The organism is Alphaproteobacteria bacterium (assembly GCA_035625915.1).
Taxonomy (GTDB): Bacteria; Pseudomonadota; Alphaproteobacteria; order JACZXZ01; family JACZXZ01; genus DATDHA01.
Map to the genome: position 1 here is coordinate 39,331 of DASPOR010000099.1, position 21,229 is coordinate 60,559.

Consider the following 21,229-nt stretch of genomic DNA (forward strand, 5'->3'; position numbering starts at 1 on the left):
CATTATCCAACGATCTCGAGCCCACTTGCCATGAGTTCGGGCAGCACCTCGGTGCTGCGAAGAAAATTCAGAAATTGCGGCGCGGCGCCGGTCGCGTCGGGGAATGTCAACGCGGTCGAATAGACAACCGGTGAATAAGCGTCGTCGGGTATTGCCGCCAAAATCGTGAGGTGCGGTTCCGCTGCCACGTTCGTGCGGTAAACGACGCCGCGCTTCACAACGCCCGTGGCGAGAAGATAGACAACACCCTCCGTACTCTCCGACCCGACGATCTTGCCTTCGAGAGACGACCAGACGCCGAGACGATCGAGCGCAGCTCTCGCCTCAATCCCCGCGGCTGATACGCTAAAATCCGCGATGGCGAGTTTGTTGTCGCCGATCAGTGCAGCAATTTTCTCGCTCGACGCGGTCACTGCATCCGAGGGAGGCGCTTCGTTCCATCCAACGACGACGAGCCGATTGCGCCAGGACAGCCTGACCGACTCCGGTCGCACGAGTTTCCGCTCAATCGCGGCGTCGGCCTGCACCTTGCCCGTCGCCACAAGTAAATCGCAGCGTGCGCCGCGCGCAATCTGTTCGAGTAGCAAGTCGGACCGGGCAACGAAAATATTCAGCCGCGTGCCACCCCGCGCGCGCCATCGGCGTTCCACCCGCTCGATCGCCGGCCGCAAAGTTTCCTCACAGAAGACGACAATGTTGGTTTGGCGCGCAGGTGCCGCCGCCGAAACCGGTGCACTATAAGCTGCACTCGCGATCGCAATTGGCGTGCACAGTGCGAACGAGCGTCTTGTCGTCAACAGCATTGCGACAATATAGCTCCGGGCATTTGAGACGCCGCTTCACGATTGTGTCATTTGCCGTGACAAGTAAACGAACAATCGCTCCAGGTATGTTAGGTGGTGCTTGCGCATTCATCGCCCACCGATCAATCCTGGCCGGTTCGAATGGAAGACGATGACCAAATGAATTTGTTGCAAGCGCTATCCGCACTCGCTCGCCGGTTGCCGCGGACTGAGCTTTCCCTCAGGCGAATGCCGTTATCGGTCGGCTCGAATATCCCTGCGATTGGGATGGGGAAATTTCTGGCGCAATAGATCCATCGGCGTCGCACAGGCGATAGCCGCCTGGAATGGTAAGGATGACACGTGGATCTTTGGGATCGATTTCGATCTTCTGGCGAAGGCGCCAGATATGCGTCTCGATCGCGCGGCTCTCGAAATCGCCGGAAGCTCCCAATGCATCATGGGCGATCTCCTTGCGGTTTGCCCCGTCGTTGCCACGCCGGTAGAGATACTTGAGGATTGAAAGCTGGGCAGCACTGAGAACAATTCTTAGCTCTCCGCCCCTGCCAACAAGCCGCCGGTGTGCGCATTGCATCACGTAAGGACCAATCGGCAGCATTGCATCTTCGGCCTGCCCGGCGTTGCTGAGATGCGCGCGCAGCCGTGCGAGCAAGACGGCCGTCGAATATGGCTTGACCAGATAGTCGTTGGCGCCGACGCTGAGGCCCAGGATGACTTCGGCGTCGACGCATGGCGCTCCCAACAGAATCACCGGCGCGCGGTAGCCGCGACGGCGGATAATACGGCAGGCTTCGCAGGCATCCATGTCCAAAAGAGGGTCATCGAGCACCACGGCATCGTAGTGCCGCACTGTCAGCCGGCCGACGAGTGCAGCGCCCGATTGGACCGGGTCGATCGAATAGCCGCCACTTGCGACGAATGCGTCGCCAAGTGCCGTGCTCATGCCGCAATCTCGGCTTGCAAATATCAAATGCCCAACGCGCGGCGGTTTGCCCGACTCAATCGCGCGAAGGTGCCGCTCTGACGCCGAGGGCATTTTGCCGTATGTCGTGACCATACGCAGAAGACGAAAAGACGCTCGTTTCGTTACAGTTCATCCAAGACTGTCGGAATTAAGGGTTGTCGCGACGCTCGAGTAGTCGCCGGATCGAGTCTAGCTGGGCTTGAAGGTCGTCCGGCTCCGCCGCGGCGCGCAGTCGCACGAGCCCAATTGTCGCGGCGAACTGCCGAATGAAGCGCCGGCAATGCACGCAAATGGCGAGATGCAACCGGAAATGGATCCGATCGCGGAGGGAAAGCTCACCATCGAAGTGAGCACCGATTCTATCGCTTATGTCGTGGCAGGAATACATCTTCACTTTACTTTCTCTCGTGCGCGTCAATCGCCATCCACAGACGCTGGCGCGCCCGATGCAACAGCACCCGTACGCTAGACGCGGGAATGTCCAAAATGTTGCAAATCTCGTCGAAGTCCAACCCATCCATGTCGCGCAGCGTCAGTACCGAGCGCTGCCTCGCAGGCATGGCGTGGAGGGCGGCATCGATGACGGCGGCAAGCTCGCGCGTTGCCAGAAGCGCTTCCGGCGTCTCGTGGGACCAAATGGCGGGCGGCGGCCGCCAATGGCCGTCGGGAGCGAATCGGTCCACGAGTACTTCGTCTTCAAGGCTTTCACTCTCCCCCGTACGCGATTCCTTGCGCAGCCGATCGATCGCCTCGTTGCGCGCGATTCGAAGCAACCATGAGCGCAGGCTCGATCGCCCTTCGAAGGATGGAAGTGCTGCAATCGCCTTGATCCACGTCTCCTGCGCGACTTCCTCGGCGAGGGCGTCGCCGACGATCGCGCGCGCGAGCCGCCGCAGGGCCCCGTGATGTCTCTCCACGAGCGTGCGATAGGCAGCCGCCTCGTTCCGCAGAAGCCGAGGCAGAAGCGCGGTGTCCTCAGGATTCATCCTGCCGTATTAGGGACAATAGCGCCTCGTGGAAAGCGCACCCTCACCCCCTGCACGATCGGGCCGCTTGCCGTTTCGCAATCCGCTTCGCCGGACGCTTCAATTACTGCTGCCCGAGAATTTCTTGCCTCAGATGGCCGCCGATCAAGTCGCCGGCGGTCGGTGGCGCCACATTATCCAGCACACTGACACGGGCACCCGGCCCCGCGATGACGTTTTTGCTAAAATATTCCGCGAGCCCTTCTTTGGGGTTGGTGTGCTCTATATGTTTCCATTTTGGCGCCACATTCACGATCGCGATGGCGTCGACCGTGACACCGGCCGCTGCCGCCGCATCACGCGCTGCGGTGACGGGACGGCCGGCCGCATTCGTGCCGTCGGCCATGATCGTGACGATCCGCCGGTCGGCCGTAATACCGCTCGTCTGAATATGCTTGACGGCGAAATCGATAGCGCCGCTGATCGAGGCGTAGCCGGAGAACGAGCGCGGTGCGGTCAGCAGGTCTATCGTGAAGGTCGCCACGTCCCCTTCGTCCCTCAGGATGGTCCAATCGGCCAAGATCTTCTGTTGGGATTGGTCCGCAAATTCAATGAAACACACGGCTATCGCCTTGTGCTTGCCCGCCTGGATTGCCGCGATCGTTTCCTCGCTCATCAGGGCCGACGAGAATCCGTGCCGCTCCAGTAGGAATTCTGTCCCCTGGATACTAAGCGATACGTCGGCCGCGTAGACCAATTGGACGTCCACCGTTTCGGCGAAAGCGGAAACCGGCGCGAACAACACGACCAACATGACGAGCAGATGCCTTATTTTCCCCCCCATGATGCGGTCCCTATCGCATTTGAGCGCAATTTGCCCTTCGGCACGCAACCTCGGCGCCGGCGGCCCGTGAGCATAGCGTATCCTCTACGGCCGGTCGACCTTCACCAGGCGACAAAATTTCCGTGCCGCGATTGCGTTTTTCGTAAATCAAAATTGTTCGGCAGAGCGGTCGCCGGACTTGCTTCTGCGCATCTGGCCAAAAATTGTCACAACGATCGAGCCGATGGGATGCGTGCCCAAAGAACGTCACGAAGATGAACGAAAATACGCTTGCAACCGCGCGCCCCCGTCTTAAATGACCTGACATACACGCAATGTCGCGCGGCAACGCGGTGATCTCGTTGGCCGGGCGGTCATTCGCGCACGGGCAAAACGTCGGTGGAGGGACGAATTGCATGAAATCGGAACAGAGGATCTGGGAGACGGCGTCCACGCTTGTGGATTTTGCAGGTGACAGAGCGCCCTCTTATGCGTCGAAATGGGCACATCAATTGCTTGAAGCCGGCGATGTAGAAGCTCGGGCCAACTGGATGAGGGTAATGGTCGCGTGCAAAGTCATTCTCGCAAAAGACGAGATTTCGCAGCGCGAGTAAACACCGCACATCTGAGAGACCTACTTCGATTCGAGCACCGCAATCCCATCCCAGGATGGACCTGGCGGCGTAGCAGAGAGGCGGCGCGCGCGCTCGACGAAAATCCGCGACGGCGTGTCGCCGGCGGCAAGTTCCTCGAAGAGGGTCGCGGCGGCTTCGAACTGGCGTGCGCGGTACGCGGCGAGTGCGGAGGAAAAGGTGTCCCTGAGCTTGAGTTTATCCGCGCTCATTGCGTCCGCAACCGCAAGCGGCTCGAATATCGATACCGCACTTTCGCGCCCTACCACGCGAACGCGGTCGATTTCGCGCCACTCAATCGAATTGCCCACGGCCACGCGCGTCGGCTCAGCCGCGAGGATCGTGGTACCGTAGGTCTTGTTCGCTCCCTCGAGGCGCGCCGCCAAATTCACGATATCGCCCATCGCCGTGTAATTGAACCGACGGCGAGACCCGATGTTTCCCACGAGCGCTTCGCCCGTCCCGAGTCCGATTCGCGCTTGCAATTGATGACCATGGAATTCCGGCGTGTCGCGGTTGAGAGCGACGAGCCGTTCACGGCATCGGAGAGCCGCCCGCACGGCGTGCTCGGCGTGCTTGGCGTCATCCAGCGGTGCGCCGAAAACAGCCGAAATCGCATCACCCACGAACTTGTCGACAAACCCACCCTCCGACTCGATGATGTCGGTCATCGCCGTGAGGTACGAATTCATGAGCGTCACCAGCTGGCTTGGCGCGAGACGCTCGGAGAGATTCGTAAACCCCGCGAGATCGGAAAAGAGCACGGTCACCTTGCGCAGCTCCCCGCCGAGCTCGGGTTGTCGATCCGACTCGAGCATTCGATCGATGAGGGCGGGGGCCAAATAGAGACTGAAGCTGCTCCGTAGTAATCGCCGATCCCTGTCTGTCACGGCAAATCGATATCCGAGCAGGAGTGCCGTGGCGAGCGCTGCACCGAGCGGAGGAGCCACGAGAGGAACAACCACATCGTGCGCGAAGGCGAACGTCGCGATTCCGATCCACAGCACGCTTCCGCCCACGAGAACCCCACCCGCGGCTAACGGCCGGAGCGCCATCGTTGCCACGGCACCGCCCAGCGTCACCAGGAGAAGAAGTATGAACGGCGCTGGCGGAGCGGGTTCGTAAAGCCCATCGCCGCGCAGGAGATTATCGACCGCTGTCGCGAGCACGAAAACTCCGGGAATCGAGTCGCGCACGAGGTCGCTGCGAAAGAGATCGCGCATCGGCGGCAAGGCACACCGCTCGCCGGAGCTTGGGTGGTCGGGTTCCGTGATGAACCGCATCGAGGTAAGTTTGCGGTCCTCCACATCGAGCACGCCGCCAACAAGCACGACCTTGCCGGCAAAATGCTCCTGGAAGAATGCGGCGTTTCCGGCTGCGGCACAGGCATGGAGGTCCGCGAGGGAATAGGAAGGGATTGCATCCCCGCCTTCGAAATTGACCAGCATGGATTTGTGCGCGGAGCCCGGGATTTCGTAGCCCCCCAGTGCCAAGGCACCCGAACGGGTCGGCTGGGGACTGGCGCCAAGGGCGCGTGCCGCAAGCTCGAGCGCCATCGACGGCTCGGTTCGCGTGCCGCCCTCTGGATTCTCGCGCTCGAATGTGAGCGGGATCTTCCGGATTACGCCGTCATCATCGGTGAAGAGGTTGGTTGAGCGGATGTTCTTTTGGTTTCCGACCGCAAAGCTTTGGGCGGGAAACGGATGGATGGGAAAGCGCTGGTGCTGTGCTTCACCCAGGACGATCTTTCCCTCTTTGGCGGCGTTCTGTAGGGCAAGCAAGAAGTCACGGTCGAAGCCGGGAACGTAACGCTCGACGGACGCTGGGAAAATCGCATCGAACCCGACGACCTTCACGTTTGCGGCGACGATTGCGTCAAGGACCGATGCGATCTCGCGCGTCCAGAGCGCCTGCGGGATTTCAGCAAAGGGCGGGGTGTGGAAAGTCTCTTCGTCGATTGCAACGACGACGGCGGGCGAGGTGGCTGGATCGTAGCGGACGGATACCACCTTGCTTCGGAGCCAGAACAGAAAATCGATCGAAATCCCAGAAAGCCGCGTCGTCGGGCCGAGGCTCATCCCGACGCTCACGGCGAAAGCGACCAGGACGGCCACGGCCCAATCCCGGCGCCGATGGGAGCCCTTGGCGCTGCTCCGCCTAGAGCTGGAGGAGCCTTGCTGCAAACGCAACCTCGCCCGGTTGGGCCAGTGGGTCGATCTTGAAGACGACGCTGCGACCCTTGACGCTCGCCCGATAGACCCCGCCCGGCGCCAGCGCCACCTCGTGCTTCGCGCAGTCGTAGAATTTCCCGCGCATGAGCTCCTTCGCAGGCAAATCGAGCTCGATCTTTTCGCCCGCCTCATCGAGACGTTCGATAACGAGCTTTCCGCCACCGCGAAGGTCGATAAGCGGGCTTAGCCCATAAAGAGTGCGCTCGATGGGAAACTCGGCCGTCCGCACACCCGGCTTCGGTGGCGCACGAAACACGACGACGCCGCTATTTGCGGCTTGCTCGGTCGTCAGATGAAGATGACCGCCGTCGCATTCGACCTTTTCGCGCTGTACCGTGCCGCCAACGACATCGCTTTGATCCGTGCGGATCGTTACCACGCCGCCGGTAATCTTTTCCCGCGTGCAGGAGTGAAAATAGCTGATGATGAGCCTATCCGAGGCGCCTAGTTGAATCACTTTGCCGCTCGAGAGATAATCCATGACCGCGACCCCCGCGGGCTTTCCGGATATATCTTCGACCATTGCGACGGGATCACCCGCCGCTGCAGGCGGCGCTAGAAACGAGGCGCCGAACAGAAGGGAAAACACCGTCAAATGCCATCTCGCCATGACACATGCCTCGACTGAATCGAAGTGTTCCTAGCTTTACTCCCGCGACTTCTCCCGCAACCGTCCCGGCATAGTCTCGCCTTCTCACACTTATTCTGGCAGCTCAACCGCCTCGACCCCGCCCACCGTCTCCGACGAGGGAAAAAGGCGCCCAGAAGATCGGGTGAGCGTAGCTGAAAAGGGGGTGGTCTTGTGATGAATCGACGAAGCCAGGGCCGTCGATGAGCTCGAGCATCGACTGGCGCAACGCTTGGGCTCGGGAAAGTCCCGCCGGGTCCACTTCATGACGAAACAGGGCAGTCGTAAGCGCTTGTGCGGAGTTTGTTTCCACCGGCCAATTCGATACCAACACCGCTCGCGTCCCCGCATAGAAAAACGCCAAGCCCAACCCCGAGACCGCATCGGCGCCAGCACCGTTGCCCGCGGCCGTATTGCATGCCGAAAGCACCACCCATTCCGCGTTGAGTTTCAAGTCGAGAATCTTGCTGGTCGTCAGCAATCCATCCCCACTCACGCCAGCGACTTCCGGGGATGAAAGTGCCAGCGCCGGCTCCATAAGCCCGTCGAGATCGCCGGGAACGAGGCCATGCGTCGCGAACATAATCACCCGGCGATCATCGAGCTTCATGGTTCGCACCATATGCTCGTTGGCGCGCAACCCGAGAATCACGTCGGCACGCGGGTCCGCCTTGAGCGCTATTGCGACTTGACGCACTTCCTCGGCTGTTTCCGGAAGGCGAGGCAGCAATCCCAATTCGGCTTTATTGACCGTCTCGGTCTTTGGAACGCTCCGCAAATGCAAGGGCACGCCGCGGGTTACGAGCTTCCCCGCCCCGCCTCGGCTCTGAAGTGCGGCCATTTGCGTTCCACCAGCACCGGCTTCGCCCTGTGCTGCCTCTTTGGCGTTGAACCACGGATCGCCAAAGCCGATGAAGGGCTTCGGTGCCGCCTTGCTCGCTTGCGAGGAGCGCAGTGCGGTGAGCGACGCGACGGACGGAAGTGCGTCGATCGCGACATCGCGAATCAACCACGGCACCTTTTTGTAACGAAAGAACGGCGTTTGACCCTCCCCCTCGGGCTCGAGGCTCGTTGGCGTCGTCACCAGGAGGCCGAGTGGCAATTGCGCCAAAGCGCCGTGCGCGACGACAAGGATGCTCTTGGCACCCTTCCAGCCCGCTTCGACGGGCTTGAGCAATAGCGTAAACAGCTTGTAGGCAAGCGCCACATTGAAGGGCGGTATCTCGCCCAAGGTCGAGGCGTTCGGGTCGAGCGATTTGCGCAATTCGCCCACGACAGCCTCAAGCTCGTTCCTCGTCAGAGCAACGGCGGCGAAGGCGGCGGGACCGTCTTTTCGCACCGCCCAGACGTAAGTGCGCTCTTTTGCGGTGTAAGTGGCAAGCAGCGCTTCGTCCGGTTCGAGTGTTGCCTGTGCCTGGGCGATCGTCGCGGGTTTGGGGTCAATCAAATTCACGTAATCGGGAAAGCGCTTTTCGATCTCAGTGCGGATCGTCGCACGCGCTGCGCGCAATTGGTCGATCTGACCCCGAAGGGATTCGACCGCTTTCGGATCCTGCTGATCGGATGGCATCTCGATGATATCGGATATCGTCCCATTCAGGGTCACGATCTGGCGCTGGGCGTCCTGTTCGCGGCGCACGAGGTCGGCGAGTGCCGGATCGCCAACGGCCGAGCGTGCTGCGGAGGCGGTCAGCGCGCGCTGCACCGCGCGCCCCCGTGCCGCGTCAGCGATCCGGAACGCCTCGGCATAAGAGTCACGGGCGTTTTCGCCGTTCTGATTGGCCAAGACGTCGAGATAGCCCTCGAGTATCCGGTGAAAGCGTATCTCCTGGCCAGTGCCCCCGCTTTCGTCCTCGATGACTTGACGCGAACCCTGCAGGAGGATCGCTACAGCCGAGGCAAATTCCGGCAGCGCTTCGTTTCCCTTTCCGGTCGCCGCGAGTGCAAGGGCGTGGAAGCCGTGTGCTTCGCCCGTGTTGTAGTGCTTATCGCCCAACGCCTTCGTGCGGTATTGTACGGCGTGCTGAGCAATTTCGAGTGCCGCATCGTAGCGTTTGCCCTCGACCAGTGCGTAAGCATAGTTCAAATCGCCGCCTATCAATCGTCGCTGCAATTGCGGGTCTTTCGAGAGTGCCTGCTCAATTGCGTCGTATTGCGCCAGCGCGTCGGCCCAGCGCTGCTCGATAACGAGCACGTCGGCAAGATTTCGACGTGCGGCGTTGAGCGAGAGCGAGCTTGGCTCATGCCCCGCGCGGACGAGTGTGTCGATCGCGACGCGCTGCAGCTTTTCCGCCTCCGGATAACGACCTTGCTGGGCGATGATGAACCCCAACGCTTCGATCAGGAACGCCGTCTCCTGGCTGTAGCGGCCGCGGATGTGCAATTGATCGAGCAACGCCTTGCGCACTTCGATCTCGCCTTCCACGAGACGACCTTGCTGTGCCAGGTTGAGTGCCAAGTCGCGGATCACGAAATCACGGCCCGTCTCGAAGTATCCTGCCGGAAATTGCACGTCCCAGTGCTTGGCATCCTCGACCAGGGCGGTTTCCTCGGCGACGGCGCGTCGGTAAAAAGGCTCGGCCTCGGCGAATTTGCCTTGGCCCTGGAGGAATATCGCGCGGCTCCAATCGACCAGCGCCTTAAAAAGATTGATACGCGCTTGCGCTCGTGGGCCTTTCCACGAGGGAACTCGTGCTAGGGCCGCTTCGCCCTTGTCGAGCCATGATTTTGCTGCGTTCATATCGCCAAGACGAACGTTCAGGTCCGTGAGATGGTAATAATGCGAGAAAACAGCCCCGCGCAGGCTCGGCGTGCTTTCCGCAAAGCCGGCAGCCTCTTCGTGAAGTTTTAAAGCCACCCGCAAATGCCCGAATTTCTGCTCCGCACTCGCGAGGAAATTGACGTACTCGTTATACTTGTCGGGGTAGGTATCGCGAATTGGGCGAATGATCTGGACGGCTTCGCCAAAGTCCGCGACCGATTGATCGGCGCGCCCGATGGCGCTGGCTCCCGAACCGCGCTCCGCGTAGAACTGCGCCGCTTCCGCGCCACTTAGACCTGCGGGGGGCGTCGTGTCGGCCTTGATTTTCTCGGCTGCCAGCCTGGTGGCATCCGGCTTTTCCTGATCGAGGACTGCGGTAATGTCGGAGATCGTGCGCGGCGGGGGTGCTGAAGTACCATTCTCAGCCGCCGAAGTGATCTTGCGCGCTTCGTCGATGGAGACGGCAGGCGCCTGCGCGGGTGCGGACGGGTCGGCGCCACTTGCTGCAGGCCCGCCACCTGACGGCTGGACGGCCTCGGTACGATTTTTCTCCCCGGCTTGGGAGGTTGCGAGGGCAACCTGGACGATGATTGCCGCAACTGCCAACGCCCCCAGTCCATACCGGACCGACGAAAGTGCGTACGCCTTGCGAAAATCAAGGAACCTCATGGCCGTCCCCCGGACCATTAAGCCCTCATTCCAATCCCTGCGAATATCTTAGTTTTATCGGCCACCATTAAAAAGGCCGCCCCTGGTCCTTGCACCTCCCTTCCCTCGCCCGAATCTTACCATGCCCGATTTGCCTGTCTGTGCGCGAGCGCACAGGCGGCCACGAGTCCCGCATTCAAGGGCCGATATGCAGCATGACGACGAGCCTTATCTCGTTGCCCTTGAGGTCGAGAGGTGGCGGTTGGAAAGGGGCGCTTTGTTGAATCATCTGCATGCCGGCCCTGTCGAGGAGATCGGCACCCGAAGACTGTAACAGACGCAAGCGAAGCAGGTGACCCTGGCGGTCGATGAAGATCGCGTATTGTGCCGTTCCGCTGATGCCAAGCGAACGAGCTTCGGGCGGGTAAACGCGGTTACGGTCAATGTCCTGCCGGATCTTCTCGAGATAGCGATCGCCCCCGCCCTGGCCGGGCTGAAGCTCTGTGCTGGTTTCGGCGGTCCTTGCGGGCGGCCTTTGGGGCGAGGTCTCGGCATCCGGAGCCGTCGGATTCGGAGGTGGCGCTGGCTTGAGCTGCGGCAACGGCTCCAGGGAGGCGATCGCCTCGTTCGCGTGTGGATCGACGGTGGGCGATTTGACGGGCGGGTTTGCAGGTGCTGCGACGGCGTCCGGTGCTTCAGGTGCCGCAGGGATGCCTTGCGCCGGCGTTTCGCGCGCCGGTTCGGCCTTTTGCGGTGGTGCAGCCGGCGGTTCTGGCGCTGGTTCCTCGCTTGTTTTTGTCTTCTCTGTCGGCAGGCGCCCTGCTTCTCGATCGGGATCATTGCCCGACACGCTCACGCGAACTTGCGCGTTTTCCAGGGGGATCGTTTGCGGCGCACTTGGCGTTTTGGCGGGAGGTTGGGGCGGGGGCGCCATGACGAGGTCGACGGCGATGGTTGGCGTCGGCGGCAATACCTCCATGGGGAAATGAACGAGCAGGAGCGCAATCACGACCGCGTGAAGTAGAAATGCGCTGCTTCGCGCAAGGGCGCGTCGACGCCAAGCCCAAGTGTCCTTCGACGATTGGACTGCGAATATCCGTGTCGCAACCAGTCGCCTCGCCGTTGAAACCCCGGGCATGCCCAGCGTCTCCGCATCCGCGCCCGCCTTACGATCGAGCGAATGCCAAAATTGCACAGACTTCACTGGCCGGCACAAACCTCAACGCTACTGGTTCCACCCGTGCATTTGGATTTGTTCGGGAAATACCACGCCGGGGCCGACTCGCCAGGTGTATCGAACGGCCCCGCAGGCAGTGTTTTGCCCTGTTCCTTCGCCTCCGCCTCATCGACAGCATTCACGACAGTCCAAAGCTTCGCCTGTGTCTTTGCCCGAGCATCTCGCTCGCTCGCATTATCGGATTTGCCGCTCTGAGCAATGTCGCCGGGAGAGGGTTTGAGAATGCGAACGATTTGGCCATAAACCTTTGCCAGGTCACCCGTGTAGGAATCGCCGTTCTCCATGACGACCGTCGGCGCGTCGATGCAAATCTCCAACTGCATATCAGTGAGATTCCTGATCCGCACATGGAGGTCGTCGCCTAATCCCTCCAGCTGGATCATGTGCCGAGAAAGCGCTGATTGAAGCGTGACTGGTGCGCCATCCTGAACTTTGACGACGGCCGTACCCAAGGTGGGCGGCGCACTGCCCAAAATCGCTCCAGATGCCGGTGCTGCCCTTGACTGGTCGAGGCAAAATGCGCTCACGTCGTCGTAGCCGCCAGGTGCAAGCTTGTGGCAACCGGGACCAATGACCATCCTTTGTGAACCGGCGGTCGAGCCCGCCATAGCGGCGTAGCTATCCGGCGTCACCAGGCTTGACGCGAGAGCGACCATGACAACGCCCATTCCGGCTCGCAGCGCCTGCCCTGCCAATCCACGCCTCACGACATCAACCTCCTGACTGGATATGATATATCTAGCCGGCATTGTCGAGAAACCCGGCGCATGCCGTCGCCACCTCGACATCCCCGCATGAGAAATGGCGGGTCGCTCCAACAGGCCAAAACGGGCCTGTTACCGGGCGACGGCATCGCATATGTTTAGCCCACTCGCGCAGGCAGCGAAATTGCGACACCTTCCGGCCTGCCAGGACCTTTGAGCGGTGCGAATCCGGCGTGCGCGGCCATAGTATTCTTCTCGTCCTTCAAGAGGCCCTGCGTTCAACGGCAGCCGCTACCCTGCTCGCCGCGATCTGGATTTTCCCAGCGCATGCACATCCGCATGTGTGGATCGGCGCTGACGTGGCCCTCCAATTTAAGGACAAGAGGGTCGCTGCGATGAAGATAACGTGGGTATTCGACGATATCTTTACCGAGTCGACGATAGAGGATTTCGGAAAAAAAGAGAGAGGCAAGATCGATCAGTCGGAGCTGAAGGAGCTGGTGGCGGCAAGCTCGAAGTCGCTCAAGAAGTACAGCTATTTCACATATCTTCAGATCGACGGCAAACGGCGGACCGTGACCGAAGTGCAGGACTTCACGGCTGAAATCGCAGATGGCCTGCTCGTCTATCACTTCACCGTACCCGTCGATCCTCCCGTGGATCCCCGCGTCCAGCCCTTTGAGTTCCTGCTTTACGACGAGACCTATTACGTCTATCTCGCCATGGCGAAAGGCCACAAGGTCACGTATGAAGGCGACGCTCCAGCCGACTGCAAAGAAACGCGCTCGACGGACACGACAACGCCGCTCTATTTCGGCTACGACTATCCGACCTTGATCAGGATATCTTGCAAATGAAGCGTTACCGCCATCTGCTCGTTACCAGCGCTATTTTTCTCCTGCTCGTCGCATGTTTGGCCGCATTGGCGAGCACGGATGTCGGTGCTGCGGGCAGCTTGCACCCGGCGATTGCATGGATCAATGCAGTCCAGCGCAGTCTGTACGAGATCCTGGCCAACGCGGTGCGCCACGCGCATGAGCGGTCGTCGCCTTGGCCCCTGCTCGTGCTATTCGCTGTCTCATTCGCGTATGGCGTGCTCCACGCGGTCGGGCCAGGCCACGGAAAGATCGTGATCTCATCTTATCTTGTGGCGAGTGGAAGCCAAGCGCGGAAGGGCCTTCTGATTTCGTTCGCCTCGGCACTTGTCCAAGCGGCGTCGGCGATTATCCTCGTCGGCGTTTTGGCTCTGGCGCTCAACCTCACGCGAATGGAGGTCGACCAGAAAGGTCAGCTCCTCGAGGAGGCCAGCTACGCCTTGATCATCCTACTCGGTGTGTGGATGCTCGTCTCAACCTTTCGCGCCGGAGCCCATTGCGCGCACCTTCACGCCCATCATGGAGCGGACGCTCGTCACGACCAACACATCCACGAAGACTCCGAGGGGACGCCTTCATCCGCAATCGAGTTCGGCCCGCTTCGGCACGACTGGCGCCATTACCTCGCGGTCATATTCGCGACGGGAATACGACCCTGCAGCGGCGCCATTCTTGTTCTTCTTTTCTGCTTGGCGCAAAAAATATTCGTGGCGGGAATCGTGGCGACATTTGTGATGGCGCTCGGCACTAGCATAACGATTTCCGCTCTAGCGTTACTTGCCGTGGCGTCGCGCCGAACCGCCCTTAGCGTTGCCGCCGGGGATTCCGAGTGGCAATCGCGGATCCACATCGGACTTTCGGCACTCAGTGCGGTCATCGTGGTCGCTGCCGGCTGTGTCCTCCTATTTGCGAGTTTATCCCAGCCGCTGTCGCTCTGAAGTTCAAACGAGATTTGGCAAGGAGGCCAGATCAGGGTTTGCGCCGGAGGAGAACCTCGGCCACTTCGATTCGGTAAGCGAGGACCGCGGGCAATAGGGCGCCAAGGAGACACGCGCCAAGCGCGAGGAGTGGTATATAAATCTCCGCCTCCGCAAGCGTACTGCCGTCGAGCGCCATAGCGCCTGCCTCAGGAACCAACTTTCCGATCAGCCCGGCGCCGGCGTGTCCGAGCATAATCCCGATCACGGCGGCGGAAAAGGCCACGATCACCCCCTCGACAAGAACGAGCCACAAAAGTCCTGCTGGCGAAGCCCCCAGGGCGCGCATTATCGCAAAATCGTATCGCCGTTTGCGCATAGCGTTGAAAAGTGCAGTGCAAACACCCAGCGCCGACATTGCAATAAAAACGCCCGCCATGACGCGCAGCATGTCGCCACCCGCGCCGACGAATGCGAGAAACCGCGTCGCCTCTTGCTGCGGTGACGCCCATTGCAACGTCGGGCGTCGGTCGACGTATTGCTCAAGCCTATCCAATGAGGCCGGGGACTTGAGCCGGATCAGCATTGCGGTTACTTCCCTAAGCGAATTCCCCACGGAACCGTCCCCTTCGGGGCTCGCTTCCGAGCTGCCGCCGAAGATCATCGATTTCGCATGGGCATACTGTACCTCATGTACCCGCCACACGCTTTCGACCGACGTCAAGACGAGCCGGTCGATAAGGGTCCCCGTTTCACCGAGGATGCCGACGACGCGGTAGGGTGTATCCTTATGTTCGTCGCCTCCGCCGAAGACGCCGTGGATGCCGACGAAACTGTCACCAATTCTTAAGCGCGATCTTTTCGCAACCGTAGCACCCAAGACGGCTTCAAGCGGAATCGTCCAGAACCGGCCGCTGTTCAATTTTGCGCCATATTGGGCGGAATAATCCGGCTCGGTTCCGACGATGCGAAACCCATCGTAGCTGTCGCCGAGCGCCATCGGTATCGCCACCGCCACGCCAGGATCCTCTCTCAGCGCTTGTGCCTCCGGGAGAGGAATATTCCCAGTCGGGACATCGGCCTGATACACGGTGGACAATACGAGCTGCAGGGCACTTCCTTTGGCGCCGACGACAAGGTCGAATGGCTTGGCGTTGCTCGTCATGCGCTCAGTGAATTGGGATTCGAACAGAATGACGAAGACCACCGTCCCAAGGCCAATGGCGAGGAGCAACACTTGAAGCAAGCTCTCGGGGGCTCGCGCCTTCAAATAAGAAAGACTGATGGTCAGATGGTTCATGTTCAGACGTTTTCACGACCACTTATATGATTCTTCGCCAAATGGCCTGTCGCCTGGACACTCTGTCCGGCCTTGCGTGCGGCGGGGAATGCTATATCTTAGCCCTAGAGGGGCTTCAACCGGTGACGGGGATTTTGCCCATGAGCAGAAAATTGGATCGGCGTGCATTCCTTCTTGGCACAGTTGGCGCTAGTAGCGCTTTAGCCTTGTTTTCCGGGGGCCGGCCGGCGTCGGCTTTCGTGACCGAGCGCATACCGCCGCAAAGTGCGCTTGGCGTGGCGTATAGGGATCGCTGCAGTATCGACCCGGTACATGCCCAGATAATGGCGAAACTTGAGAAAAACCTCGCTGAGCGAACGGGAACGCCAGGCAGCTCGGTCTCGATGACGGAATATTGCCCCTTCTGCGGCTGCCCGATTGTTGCAACCCGGCGCTTTGACTGAGGCTCCGAAAAGGCAATATCCCCTTTTCGCGGTGCGATAGGATTTGCCACCGTCAGAGGAGCAAATCCGTCGCCCCTTCGGTCACTTGATTTTGTCGAAGTCGATCTTCTTGAAATCGGCAAGCGAAAACGGTTTGCGCCCCAGGCGAACGTCGATCCACACGAATATGATCGTCAGGAAAAGGGGCAATATGAAGAGCAGGATTACGATCGAGCCGACGAGGGCATCGAAGCGGATCTCATCGATGTCCCTGGTAATCTCGTCGACCGGCACCACCATGCCGAGGTATTCGCGCTGACCGAATGGATTGGCGAATGCGCTGACACGCGCCAGGTAATCCCGCCCACCGACATCCATCATCCAGACCTTGCCGTCCAGGTGCTGGCGAAACTGCTCGAACAGTGCTGCGATAGCCGGAGCGCCCAGGCTTTCGATCTTGGTAGGAACCAAAATCGATTCACCCTCGTTCTTGACATTCTTATTGATCTTGCTCTCGTCTGGATAAGCCATGACGGTACCGTCATCGCCGAAGATGAAGGCCATGCTGGATGGCGTGATCTTCTGGTCCGCGAGGAAACTGGAAACCTCATGCAGTGACAGATCGGCGCCAAATACGCCCCCTTGCGAGCCGTTGAGACGCCGAGAGAGCGTTACGCCGATCTCTTGACTTGAGGCAAACAAATACGCGTCGCTCTGGTGAACATTTCCGTCCTGCGCCGCAACCGTGTACCATTGGCGCTTGCGCGGGTCGTACGTCGTTTCGTCTGAGATGCGCATCTCAATGGGCGTTCCGTCATTCGCCAGGAATGTCCAGCGCGTTGTCCGCTCGCCATTGTTGCCGCTCCCGATGAGTTCATGAGCGAAGACGGCTTGGTCAGGAGCACCAAGCTTCTGCCTTACCGCGGCGCGCTCGTCTCCGCTGATGCGCGTCACCATTTCGAAATCGCCGTTATCGAAGCCGACTTCCAGGGAAAAAATCTGCGGATAACGCCGCAGGCCCGACATCATCAGTGTCGGACGCTGGTCGTCAGGATCGGCGTCCATCTTGACGACCTGGGGGACCCGGGAGGAGAGAGAGACGATCGCGATCACGGGTTCGTAGAATAGCTTCACGCGATTGACGGTTTTGTCGCTGCTTTCGGCAAGGAGCCGCTCAGCGCTGGCAATTGTGAGCTTTGTCGTCTTCTGGAAGTTGTACCAGAGAATTCCGCCAAGCAAGCCGACGATGACGATTACCATCAGGACGGCAATGGCGATATAGATCCGCGTGCCGGACTCTGTCTTCTTGCCCTTCCCAGCCATGTGCGCCCCCATCGGATCACCCGCGCATTTTTGCGGGGCGCGTCGCGCAATGCACCGTCCCCGCGCCGACGCGGCCTATCCGACTTGGTTTAGAGCGCTAAAAGACTACCACCACGCTTCGTCCCGTCGCAATGTCACCCAGTCATCGTCGACGGCATTTCGCTTGCGGCAGGCTCGCGACCTCTCACATTCCATCTAATCACATTCCATCTAACGGATACCACCTTTGGAGACGATCCATTCACATAATCCGACATCCGTCACCGGTGGCAATCCGCGGTCTCAACTATGTAACAGTGGCGTCACCGAGACACCGCCGAGAGCCCTCCTAAGCTTTTGAAGCTATTTTGTTTTCGAATGCCAGCCGTACCTCCAACCATGGCATCCAATTTGCGTGAAGTTTTTGGCTGCGCTCATTGAAGAAGCGGTGGAATGGGGCGGAGGTCGGTCAGAGCAGCGAAACTGACAAGTTCTATCGGTAGGAGGGTGTCCGGCAGCATTGGCAACGTCAGCGGCAATGCAGGAGCGTAGGAGCAACGCGCACATCGGAACCCTTAGTACGCGACCACGCCGCGAAGGACGAGTTCAGTGCGGCAATAGGGTGTCGAAGGAGGGATAATGGGCGAGAAATTTCTGAGGCTGGCAGGGTTTGTCGAGCTGGAGGCCAGCGCCGATTCCGAGGGTTCTGTACTAATCAACGGACGTTCGGGAGTACTTTATTCATGTAACGCAACCGCTGCGATGTTGGCGTCCGAGTTGGTCAAGGGGGCCGACGTGGAATTGCTGCAAAAATTACTCATACAGCATTTCGAGGTGTCTGCGGACAAGGCACTGCGGGATATACATCAATTCATCGACGCTCTTAATGCGGCAGGATTGCTCGAAATAGTCGACCGTCCAATTATCCAAGTCGCCTAGTTGATCGGTGCGCAGATGTCATTGAGAACAGACATTTCAGTTTGCAATGTCTTCTGCGACTCTAAGTACTCGCCAACTAAATCCGTCGCTGCGCTGAGGGTCCCGCCATGAACCACGGCGCCGCATTACCCGCCGGTCGTAAGGCCGCAATAGCAATCACCGGGTTTGAAGGCTTGGACGTCGCCGGCTCGGGCTTATCCATCGCCCGCGCCCTGAGGGCGGCGGACGAGGAAGCCTCGCTCTTATTGGCTCTGACATCAGATTCCATACCGTCAGCGGGCATGGTGAACGGCGTCACGGACATGGCGGCGTTCGTTCCCGCGCTGCTAGAACACACAAGCGAGGCCATCGATCAGATATTGGCCCTGCACAAGTCCATCCCAATTCGAGCGCTGATACCGGGCAATAACGATCATGCGCAACTTTTAGCGCAGTCGGGCAACCGCCTGGCCGCATCGGGAATCCGGACGTTTCTACCGCAGCCACAATTATTCGATCGCCTTGCGCCGGAAGTGATGCGGAAATTTCTTGGTAACGTCCCCATCGAAATCATGGTGAGCGGGACGCTCGCGTCGATTGCCGATGCGATGGAATGTGCGGAAATCTTGGCATTCCCGACAACGCTTATTGCACAAAGTCAAAAACGGGTCGTGTGGTCGCCAAGTGAACTTCGCGCGCATTTGAAGCGACTCAACCCCAACTCCAATTCCAGAGTCCGTGCGGTGCCCGCCGATTTTAGCTCAGGCTATCGTGTCGCATGCCTCGCGGAAGACGGGGTACTTGGCCCTGTCGTCGTTACGCGCATTCTGGGCAGTACCAACGCGGGCGACGTTGCGGCAAGTACCGTCGTCGATGATCCGTACATTTGCTATTTGACGGCCCGAATTGTGGAGGCCCTCGAGTGGACCGGCCCGTTGGAATTCGAATTGCGACGATCTGTGGATACTGCGCCACTCGTCTTGATATGGGCGGAGTGCTCCTTGCCGAAATGGTCTATGTTAGCGCACTGGGCTGGATGCAATTTAGCGAGCGCCTTACTTAGCCGCATTGAGACCGGGAAGATGCCCGAAGCGAAAGCCGCGAGGGCTGGAACGATCGCGGCGCGCTGTACCTATGAGACGGTTCTCGCGCCTGAAATCGCGGCCGCGTTTTCGGAGAACATCGTCGCGCGCCACAAGTCGCCCACTCATGTGCCGAAAAAGACAACGAGTGGGCCGTCGGTAGCGGTAACAGGCTTAAGCGTCAGCGACGTGATTAATCCTGGCGTGGGGGTATCGCGGGCGTTGCGTGTTGGAACGCACGTAGGTCAATTGATTGGAATCGGTTATACCGCACTCGATGCGGGGGCGTACGATCCCGCTCTTTACGACGAAGTGTTTCGATTTGACTTTCCGAGGACAGCAGGAAGCTATCGGGCGCAGATATTAAGTGCGGCCAAGACCACCCGTATAGATGCCCTGGTGTCGTGCCTAGATGACGAACTTGTTTACGCGATCGCCATCGCTGACGATTTGGCCAAGAATGGAATTGCGACGCTGCTGCCCACTCTAGAGGCGCTTGAGAAGCGGTCGAAGACCACGCTGTTTGGCAGCGATCTTCGGGGCGATTGGGGGGCGTTCGCCATTCCGAGAAGTCAAGTCGTCGCTAATGAATACGATGCTCGCAAAGCCGTTTCACTTTTCAACAATGCGGCTGTCGTCAAAGGAGCGCGGTATCTCTGCACCCCCGTCCACAACGCAACTGAAGCCGCCTCGGCGTGGCGACGCCTACGGTCTCAGGATTCTTTTGGCAGGGTCATAATTCAGGAGCAATTGGACGGCCCGTCCTATGCGGTGAGCGTCGTCTGCAATCGCAAGCACGAGGTGGTTTCCTCGTTGACAATCAGAAAAGAAGCTCTTTGCCCGCGCGGGTCGACCTGGGGAGCGGTCAGTGTTTCCGAGCCCAAGTTGGAAGCCGCATTTGGGCAAATGCTACGGGAGATCGGCTGGGTCGGGCCTGCGGAGGGCGAGTTCATGTTGGATCGCCGTCGCCGCCGCTTCTATCTGATTGAAGTGAACCCCCGGTTTACCGCTTGGATCGCAGCGTCTGCGATGATGGGGCCGAATCAACCGCTGATCGCCGTGAAACTTGCGCTTGGCGTTCCGTTTAAGGCCCCGTCCCCTGCGCCGGGCAAACTTTTCCTGCGCGCCTCCGACGAGGTTCGTATCACGGCGTCCAAACTTTCCGAATTTGCAACGAGACGGACCTTTAGACATGGTTAGGCTTAGAACCTACGAATCCCCCACGCTCACGACACTTCCATTCCTCGCCTATGGGAAGCATGCGGCGCGTGAGTTGATCACGGCCGCAGGCCCCGACGTCGAGGGGATGTCGTCTAAGGAATTGATAAAGGAGTATGGTTCGCCGCTTTACGTCGTGTCGGAAGGACGACTTCGCGCCGATTTCAGGAAATTCCAAGAATCATTCAGCCGCCCGGGGCTTCGAACGCAGATCGCTTATTCGGTCAAGACGAATTATCTGCCCGCTATCTGTTCAATTCTGAAATCGGAGGGCGCCTGGGCCGAGGTCGTTTCTTCCATGGAATACAATTTGGCTCGGGCGCTGGGATACAGCGCGAATCGAATTGTATTCAACGGTCCATACAAGGAACACAACGCGCTTCAACGTGCCGTCGTCGAGGGGGCGATCGTCAACGTCGATGGATTCAACGAACTCGCGAAAATCGAGGCGATAGCGCGGTCGTTGAACCGCCGAGCCAGGATCGGAGTGCGAATGAGTTTTCGGCACAACGGGATTGGCTGGACAAAATTCGGCTTTGACGACGATAACGGGGAATGCCAGACCGCATTGGAACGAATTTCACAAAGTCAATGGTTGTCAATGGAGCTGCTGCACAACCATTGTGGAACCTTCGTCCTTCTTCACGATTTGTACGCCGCATCTGTGAGGCGACTCATCGATCTCGCGAGGCGAGCCCGAAACCTTGGGCTCTCTCCAACCATCATCGATGTCGGAGGCGGGTTCCCATCCGTAAATAAAATCAAACCGGACTACGACGTGCCCGGCGGCAGCAAGCGC

Annotated in this window: 17 protein-coding genes; 6 read left to right on the forward strand and 11 right to left on the reverse strand. The window is 59.5% G+C overall.

Features of this window, described 5'->3' with window-relative positions; all coding sequences use genetic code 11:
* Window positions 1-2: 2 nt before the first annotated feature.
* The 9 genes from modA to VEJ16_08000 form a co-directional block, all read right to left on the reverse strand.
* Window positions 3-803, reverse strand: coding sequence for a molybdate ABC transporter substrate-binding protein (gene modA / locus VEJ16_07960; protein HYB09590.1), 801 nt, complete (start codon window positions 801-803; stop codon window positions 3-5).
* Between the two features lie 220 nt (window positions 804-1,023).
* Entirely contained in the window at window positions 1,024-1,746 is a 723-nt protein-coding gene (locus tag VEJ16_07965) for a response regulator transcription factor (protein ID HYB09591.1), read from the reverse strand.
* A gap of 416 nt (window positions 1,747-2,162) precedes the next feature.
* On the reverse strand, window positions 2,163-2,753 hold the full coding sequence (locus tag VEJ16_07970; protein ID HYB09592.1) for an RNA polymerase sigma factor: 591 nt from the start codon (window positions 2,751-2,753) through the stop codon (window positions 2,163-2,165).
* 103 nt (window positions 2,754-2,856) lie between these two features.
* Window positions 2,857-3,576, reverse strand: a complete 720-nt coding sequence (locus VEJ16_07975) for a DUF1194 domain-containing protein (protein HYB09593.1) — start codon at window positions 3,574-3,576, stop codon at window positions 2,857-2,859.
* 613 nt (window positions 3,577-4,189) lie between these two features.
* The gene (locus VEJ16_07980; GenBank protein HYB09594.1) at window positions 4,190-6,301 is read right to left on the reverse strand and encodes an adenylate/guanylate cyclase domain-containing protein; all 2,112 of its coding nucleotides are present in this window, start codon (window positions 6,299-6,301) and stop codon (window positions 4,190-4,192) included.
* A gap of 43 nt (window positions 6,302-6,344) precedes the next feature.
* Entirely contained in the window at window positions 6,345-7,028 is a 684-nt protein-coding gene (locus VEJ16_07985) for a hypothetical protein (protein ID HYB09595.1), read from the reverse strand.
* Window positions 7,029-7,131: 103 nt separating this feature from the next.
* Window positions 7,132-10,476, reverse strand: coding sequence for a CHAT domain-containing tetratricopeptide repeat protein (locus tag VEJ16_07990; GenBank protein ID HYB09596.1), 3,345 nt, complete (start codon window positions 10,474-10,476; stop codon window positions 7,132-7,134).
* Window positions 10,477-10,651: 175 nt separating this feature from the next.
* On the reverse strand, window positions 10,652-11,593 hold the full coding sequence (locus VEJ16_07995; protein HYB09597.1) for a TonB family protein: 942 nt from the start codon (window positions 11,591-11,593) through the stop codon (window positions 10,652-10,654).
* A 62-nt stretch (window positions 11,594-11,655) separates the two neighbouring features.
* The gene (locus tag VEJ16_08000; GenBank protein ID HYB09598.1) at window positions 11,656-12,399 is read right to left on the reverse strand and encodes a hypothetical protein; all 744 of its coding nucleotides are present in this window, start codon (window positions 12,397-12,399) and stop codon (window positions 11,656-11,658) included.
* A 230-nt stretch (window positions 12,400-12,629) separates the two neighbouring features.
* Here VEJ16_08000 and VEJ16_08005 point away from each other — a divergent pair, with 230 nt between their 5' ends.
* Both VEJ16_08005 and VEJ16_08010 read left to right on the forward strand, forming a co-directional pair.
* Window positions 12,630-13,253 carry a DUF1007 family protein gene (locus tag VEJ16_08005; GenBank protein HYB09599.1) on the forward strand — a complete coding sequence of 208 codons (624 nt, stop codon included), beginning with the start codon at window positions 12,630-12,632 and terminating at the stop codon, window positions 13,251-13,253.
* Window positions 13,250-14,209 (forward strand): nickel/cobalt transporter, encoded by a 960-nt coding sequence (locus tag VEJ16_08010; protein ID HYB09600.1) that lies wholly within the window; start codon window positions 13,250-13,252, stop codon window positions 14,207-14,209. The genes VEJ16_08005 and VEJ16_08010 overlap by 4 nt, the downstream gene beginning before the upstream one ends.
* A 31-nt stretch (window positions 14,210-14,240) precedes the next feature.
* On the opposite strand, the gene VEJ16_08015 is transcribed toward VEJ16_08010, so the two are convergent.
* Complete coding sequence (locus tag VEJ16_08015; GenBank protein HYB09601.1) at window positions 14,241-15,488, reverse strand: FtsX-like permease family protein; 1,248 nt, start codon at window positions 15,486-15,488, stop codon at window positions 14,241-14,243.
* A 140-nt stretch (window positions 15,489-15,628) separates the two neighbouring features.
* Here VEJ16_08015 and VEJ16_08020 point away from each other — a divergent pair, with 140 nt between their 5' ends.
* Window positions 15,629-15,931, forward strand: a complete 303-nt coding sequence (locus VEJ16_08020) for a hypothetical protein (protein HYB09602.1) — start codon at window positions 15,629-15,631, stop codon at window positions 15,929-15,931.
* Window positions 15,932-16,012: 81 nt separating this feature from the next.
* Here VEJ16_08020 and VEJ16_08025 read toward each other — a convergent pair whose 3' ends face one another.
* Window positions 16,013-17,233: a cache domain-containing protein gene (locus VEJ16_08025; protein HYB09603.1), complete on the reverse strand. Its 1,221-nt coding sequence runs from the start codon at window positions 17,231-17,233 to the stop codon at window positions 16,013-16,015.
* A gap of 618 nt (window positions 17,234-17,851) precedes the next feature.
* On the opposite strand from VEJ16_08025, the gene VEJ16_08030 reads away from it, so the two are divergent.
* From VEJ16_08030 to VEJ16_08040, 3 genes are all read left to right on the forward strand, one after another.
* Window positions 17,852-18,151 (forward strand): PqqD family protein, encoded by a 300-nt coding sequence (locus VEJ16_08030; protein ID HYB09604.1) that lies wholly within the window; start codon window positions 17,852-17,854, stop codon window positions 18,149-18,151.
* Between the two features lie 107 nt (window positions 18,152-18,258).
* Window positions 18,259-20,412 carry an ATP-grasp domain-containing protein gene (locus tag VEJ16_08035; protein ID HYB09605.1) on the forward strand — a complete coding sequence of 718 codons (2,154 nt, stop codon included), beginning with the start codon at window positions 18,259-18,261 and terminating at the stop codon, window positions 20,410-20,412.
* A 73-nt stretch (window positions 20,413-20,485) separates the two neighbouring features.
* Window positions 20,486-21,229 (forward strand): diaminopimelate decarboxylase (locus tag VEJ16_08040; GenBank protein ID HYB09606.1); only part of this gene is annotated, 744 nt, incomplete at its 3' end.

Bases quoted from the DNA above. Each gene is read 5' to 3' on its own strand.
- VEJ16_08030 (HYB09604.1), top strand. From the start codon at position 17,852: ATGGGCGAGAAATTTCTGAGGCTGGCAGGGTTTGTCGAGCTGGAGGCC.
- VEJ16_07990 (HYB09596.1), bottom strand. From the start codon at position 10,476: ATGAGGTTCCTTGATTTTCGCAAGGCGTACGCACTTTCGTCGGTCCGG.
- modA (HYB09590.1), bottom strand. From the start codon at position 803: ATGCTGTTGACGACAAGACGCTCGTTCGCACTGTGCACGCCAATTGCG.
- VEJ16_08010 (HYB09600.1), top strand. From the start codon at position 13,250: ATGAAGCGTTACCGCCATCTGCTCGTTACCAGCGCTATTTTTCTCCTG.
- VEJ16_07970 (HYB09592.1), bottom strand. From the start codon at position 2,753: ATGAATCCTGAGGACACCGCGCTTCTGCCTCGGCTTCTGCGGAACGAG.
- VEJ16_07975 (HYB09593.1), bottom strand. From the start codon at position 3,576: ATGGGGGGGAAAATAAGGCATCTGCTCGTCATGTTGGTCGTGTTGTTC.
- VEJ16_08015 (HYB09601.1), bottom strand. From the start codon at position 15,488: ATGAACCATCTGACCATCAGTCTTTCTTATTTGAAGGCGCGAGCCCCC.
- VEJ16_07965 (HYB09591.1), bottom strand. From the start codon at position 1,746: ATGAGCACGGCACTTGGCGACGCATTCGTCGCAAGTGGCGGCTATTCG.
- VEJ16_08025 (HYB09603.1), bottom strand. From the start codon at position 17,233: ATGGCTGGGAAGGGCAAGAAGACAGAGTCCGGCACGCGGATCTATATC.
- VEJ16_08035 (HYB09605.1), top strand. From the start codon at position 18,259: ATGAACCACGGCGCCGCATTACCCGCCGGTCGTAAGGCCGCAATAGCA.
- VEJ16_07995 (HYB09597.1), bottom strand. From the start codon at position 11,593: ATGCCCGGGGTTTCAACGGCGAGGCGACTGGTTGCGACACGGATATTC.
- VEJ16_07985 (HYB09595.1), bottom strand. From the start codon at position 7,028: ATGGCGAGATGGCATTTGACGGTGTTTTCCCTTCTGTTCGGCGCCTCG.
- VEJ16_08020 (HYB09602.1), top strand. From the start codon at position 15,629: ATGAGCAGAAAATTGGATCGGCGTGCATTCCTTCTTGGCACAGTTGGC.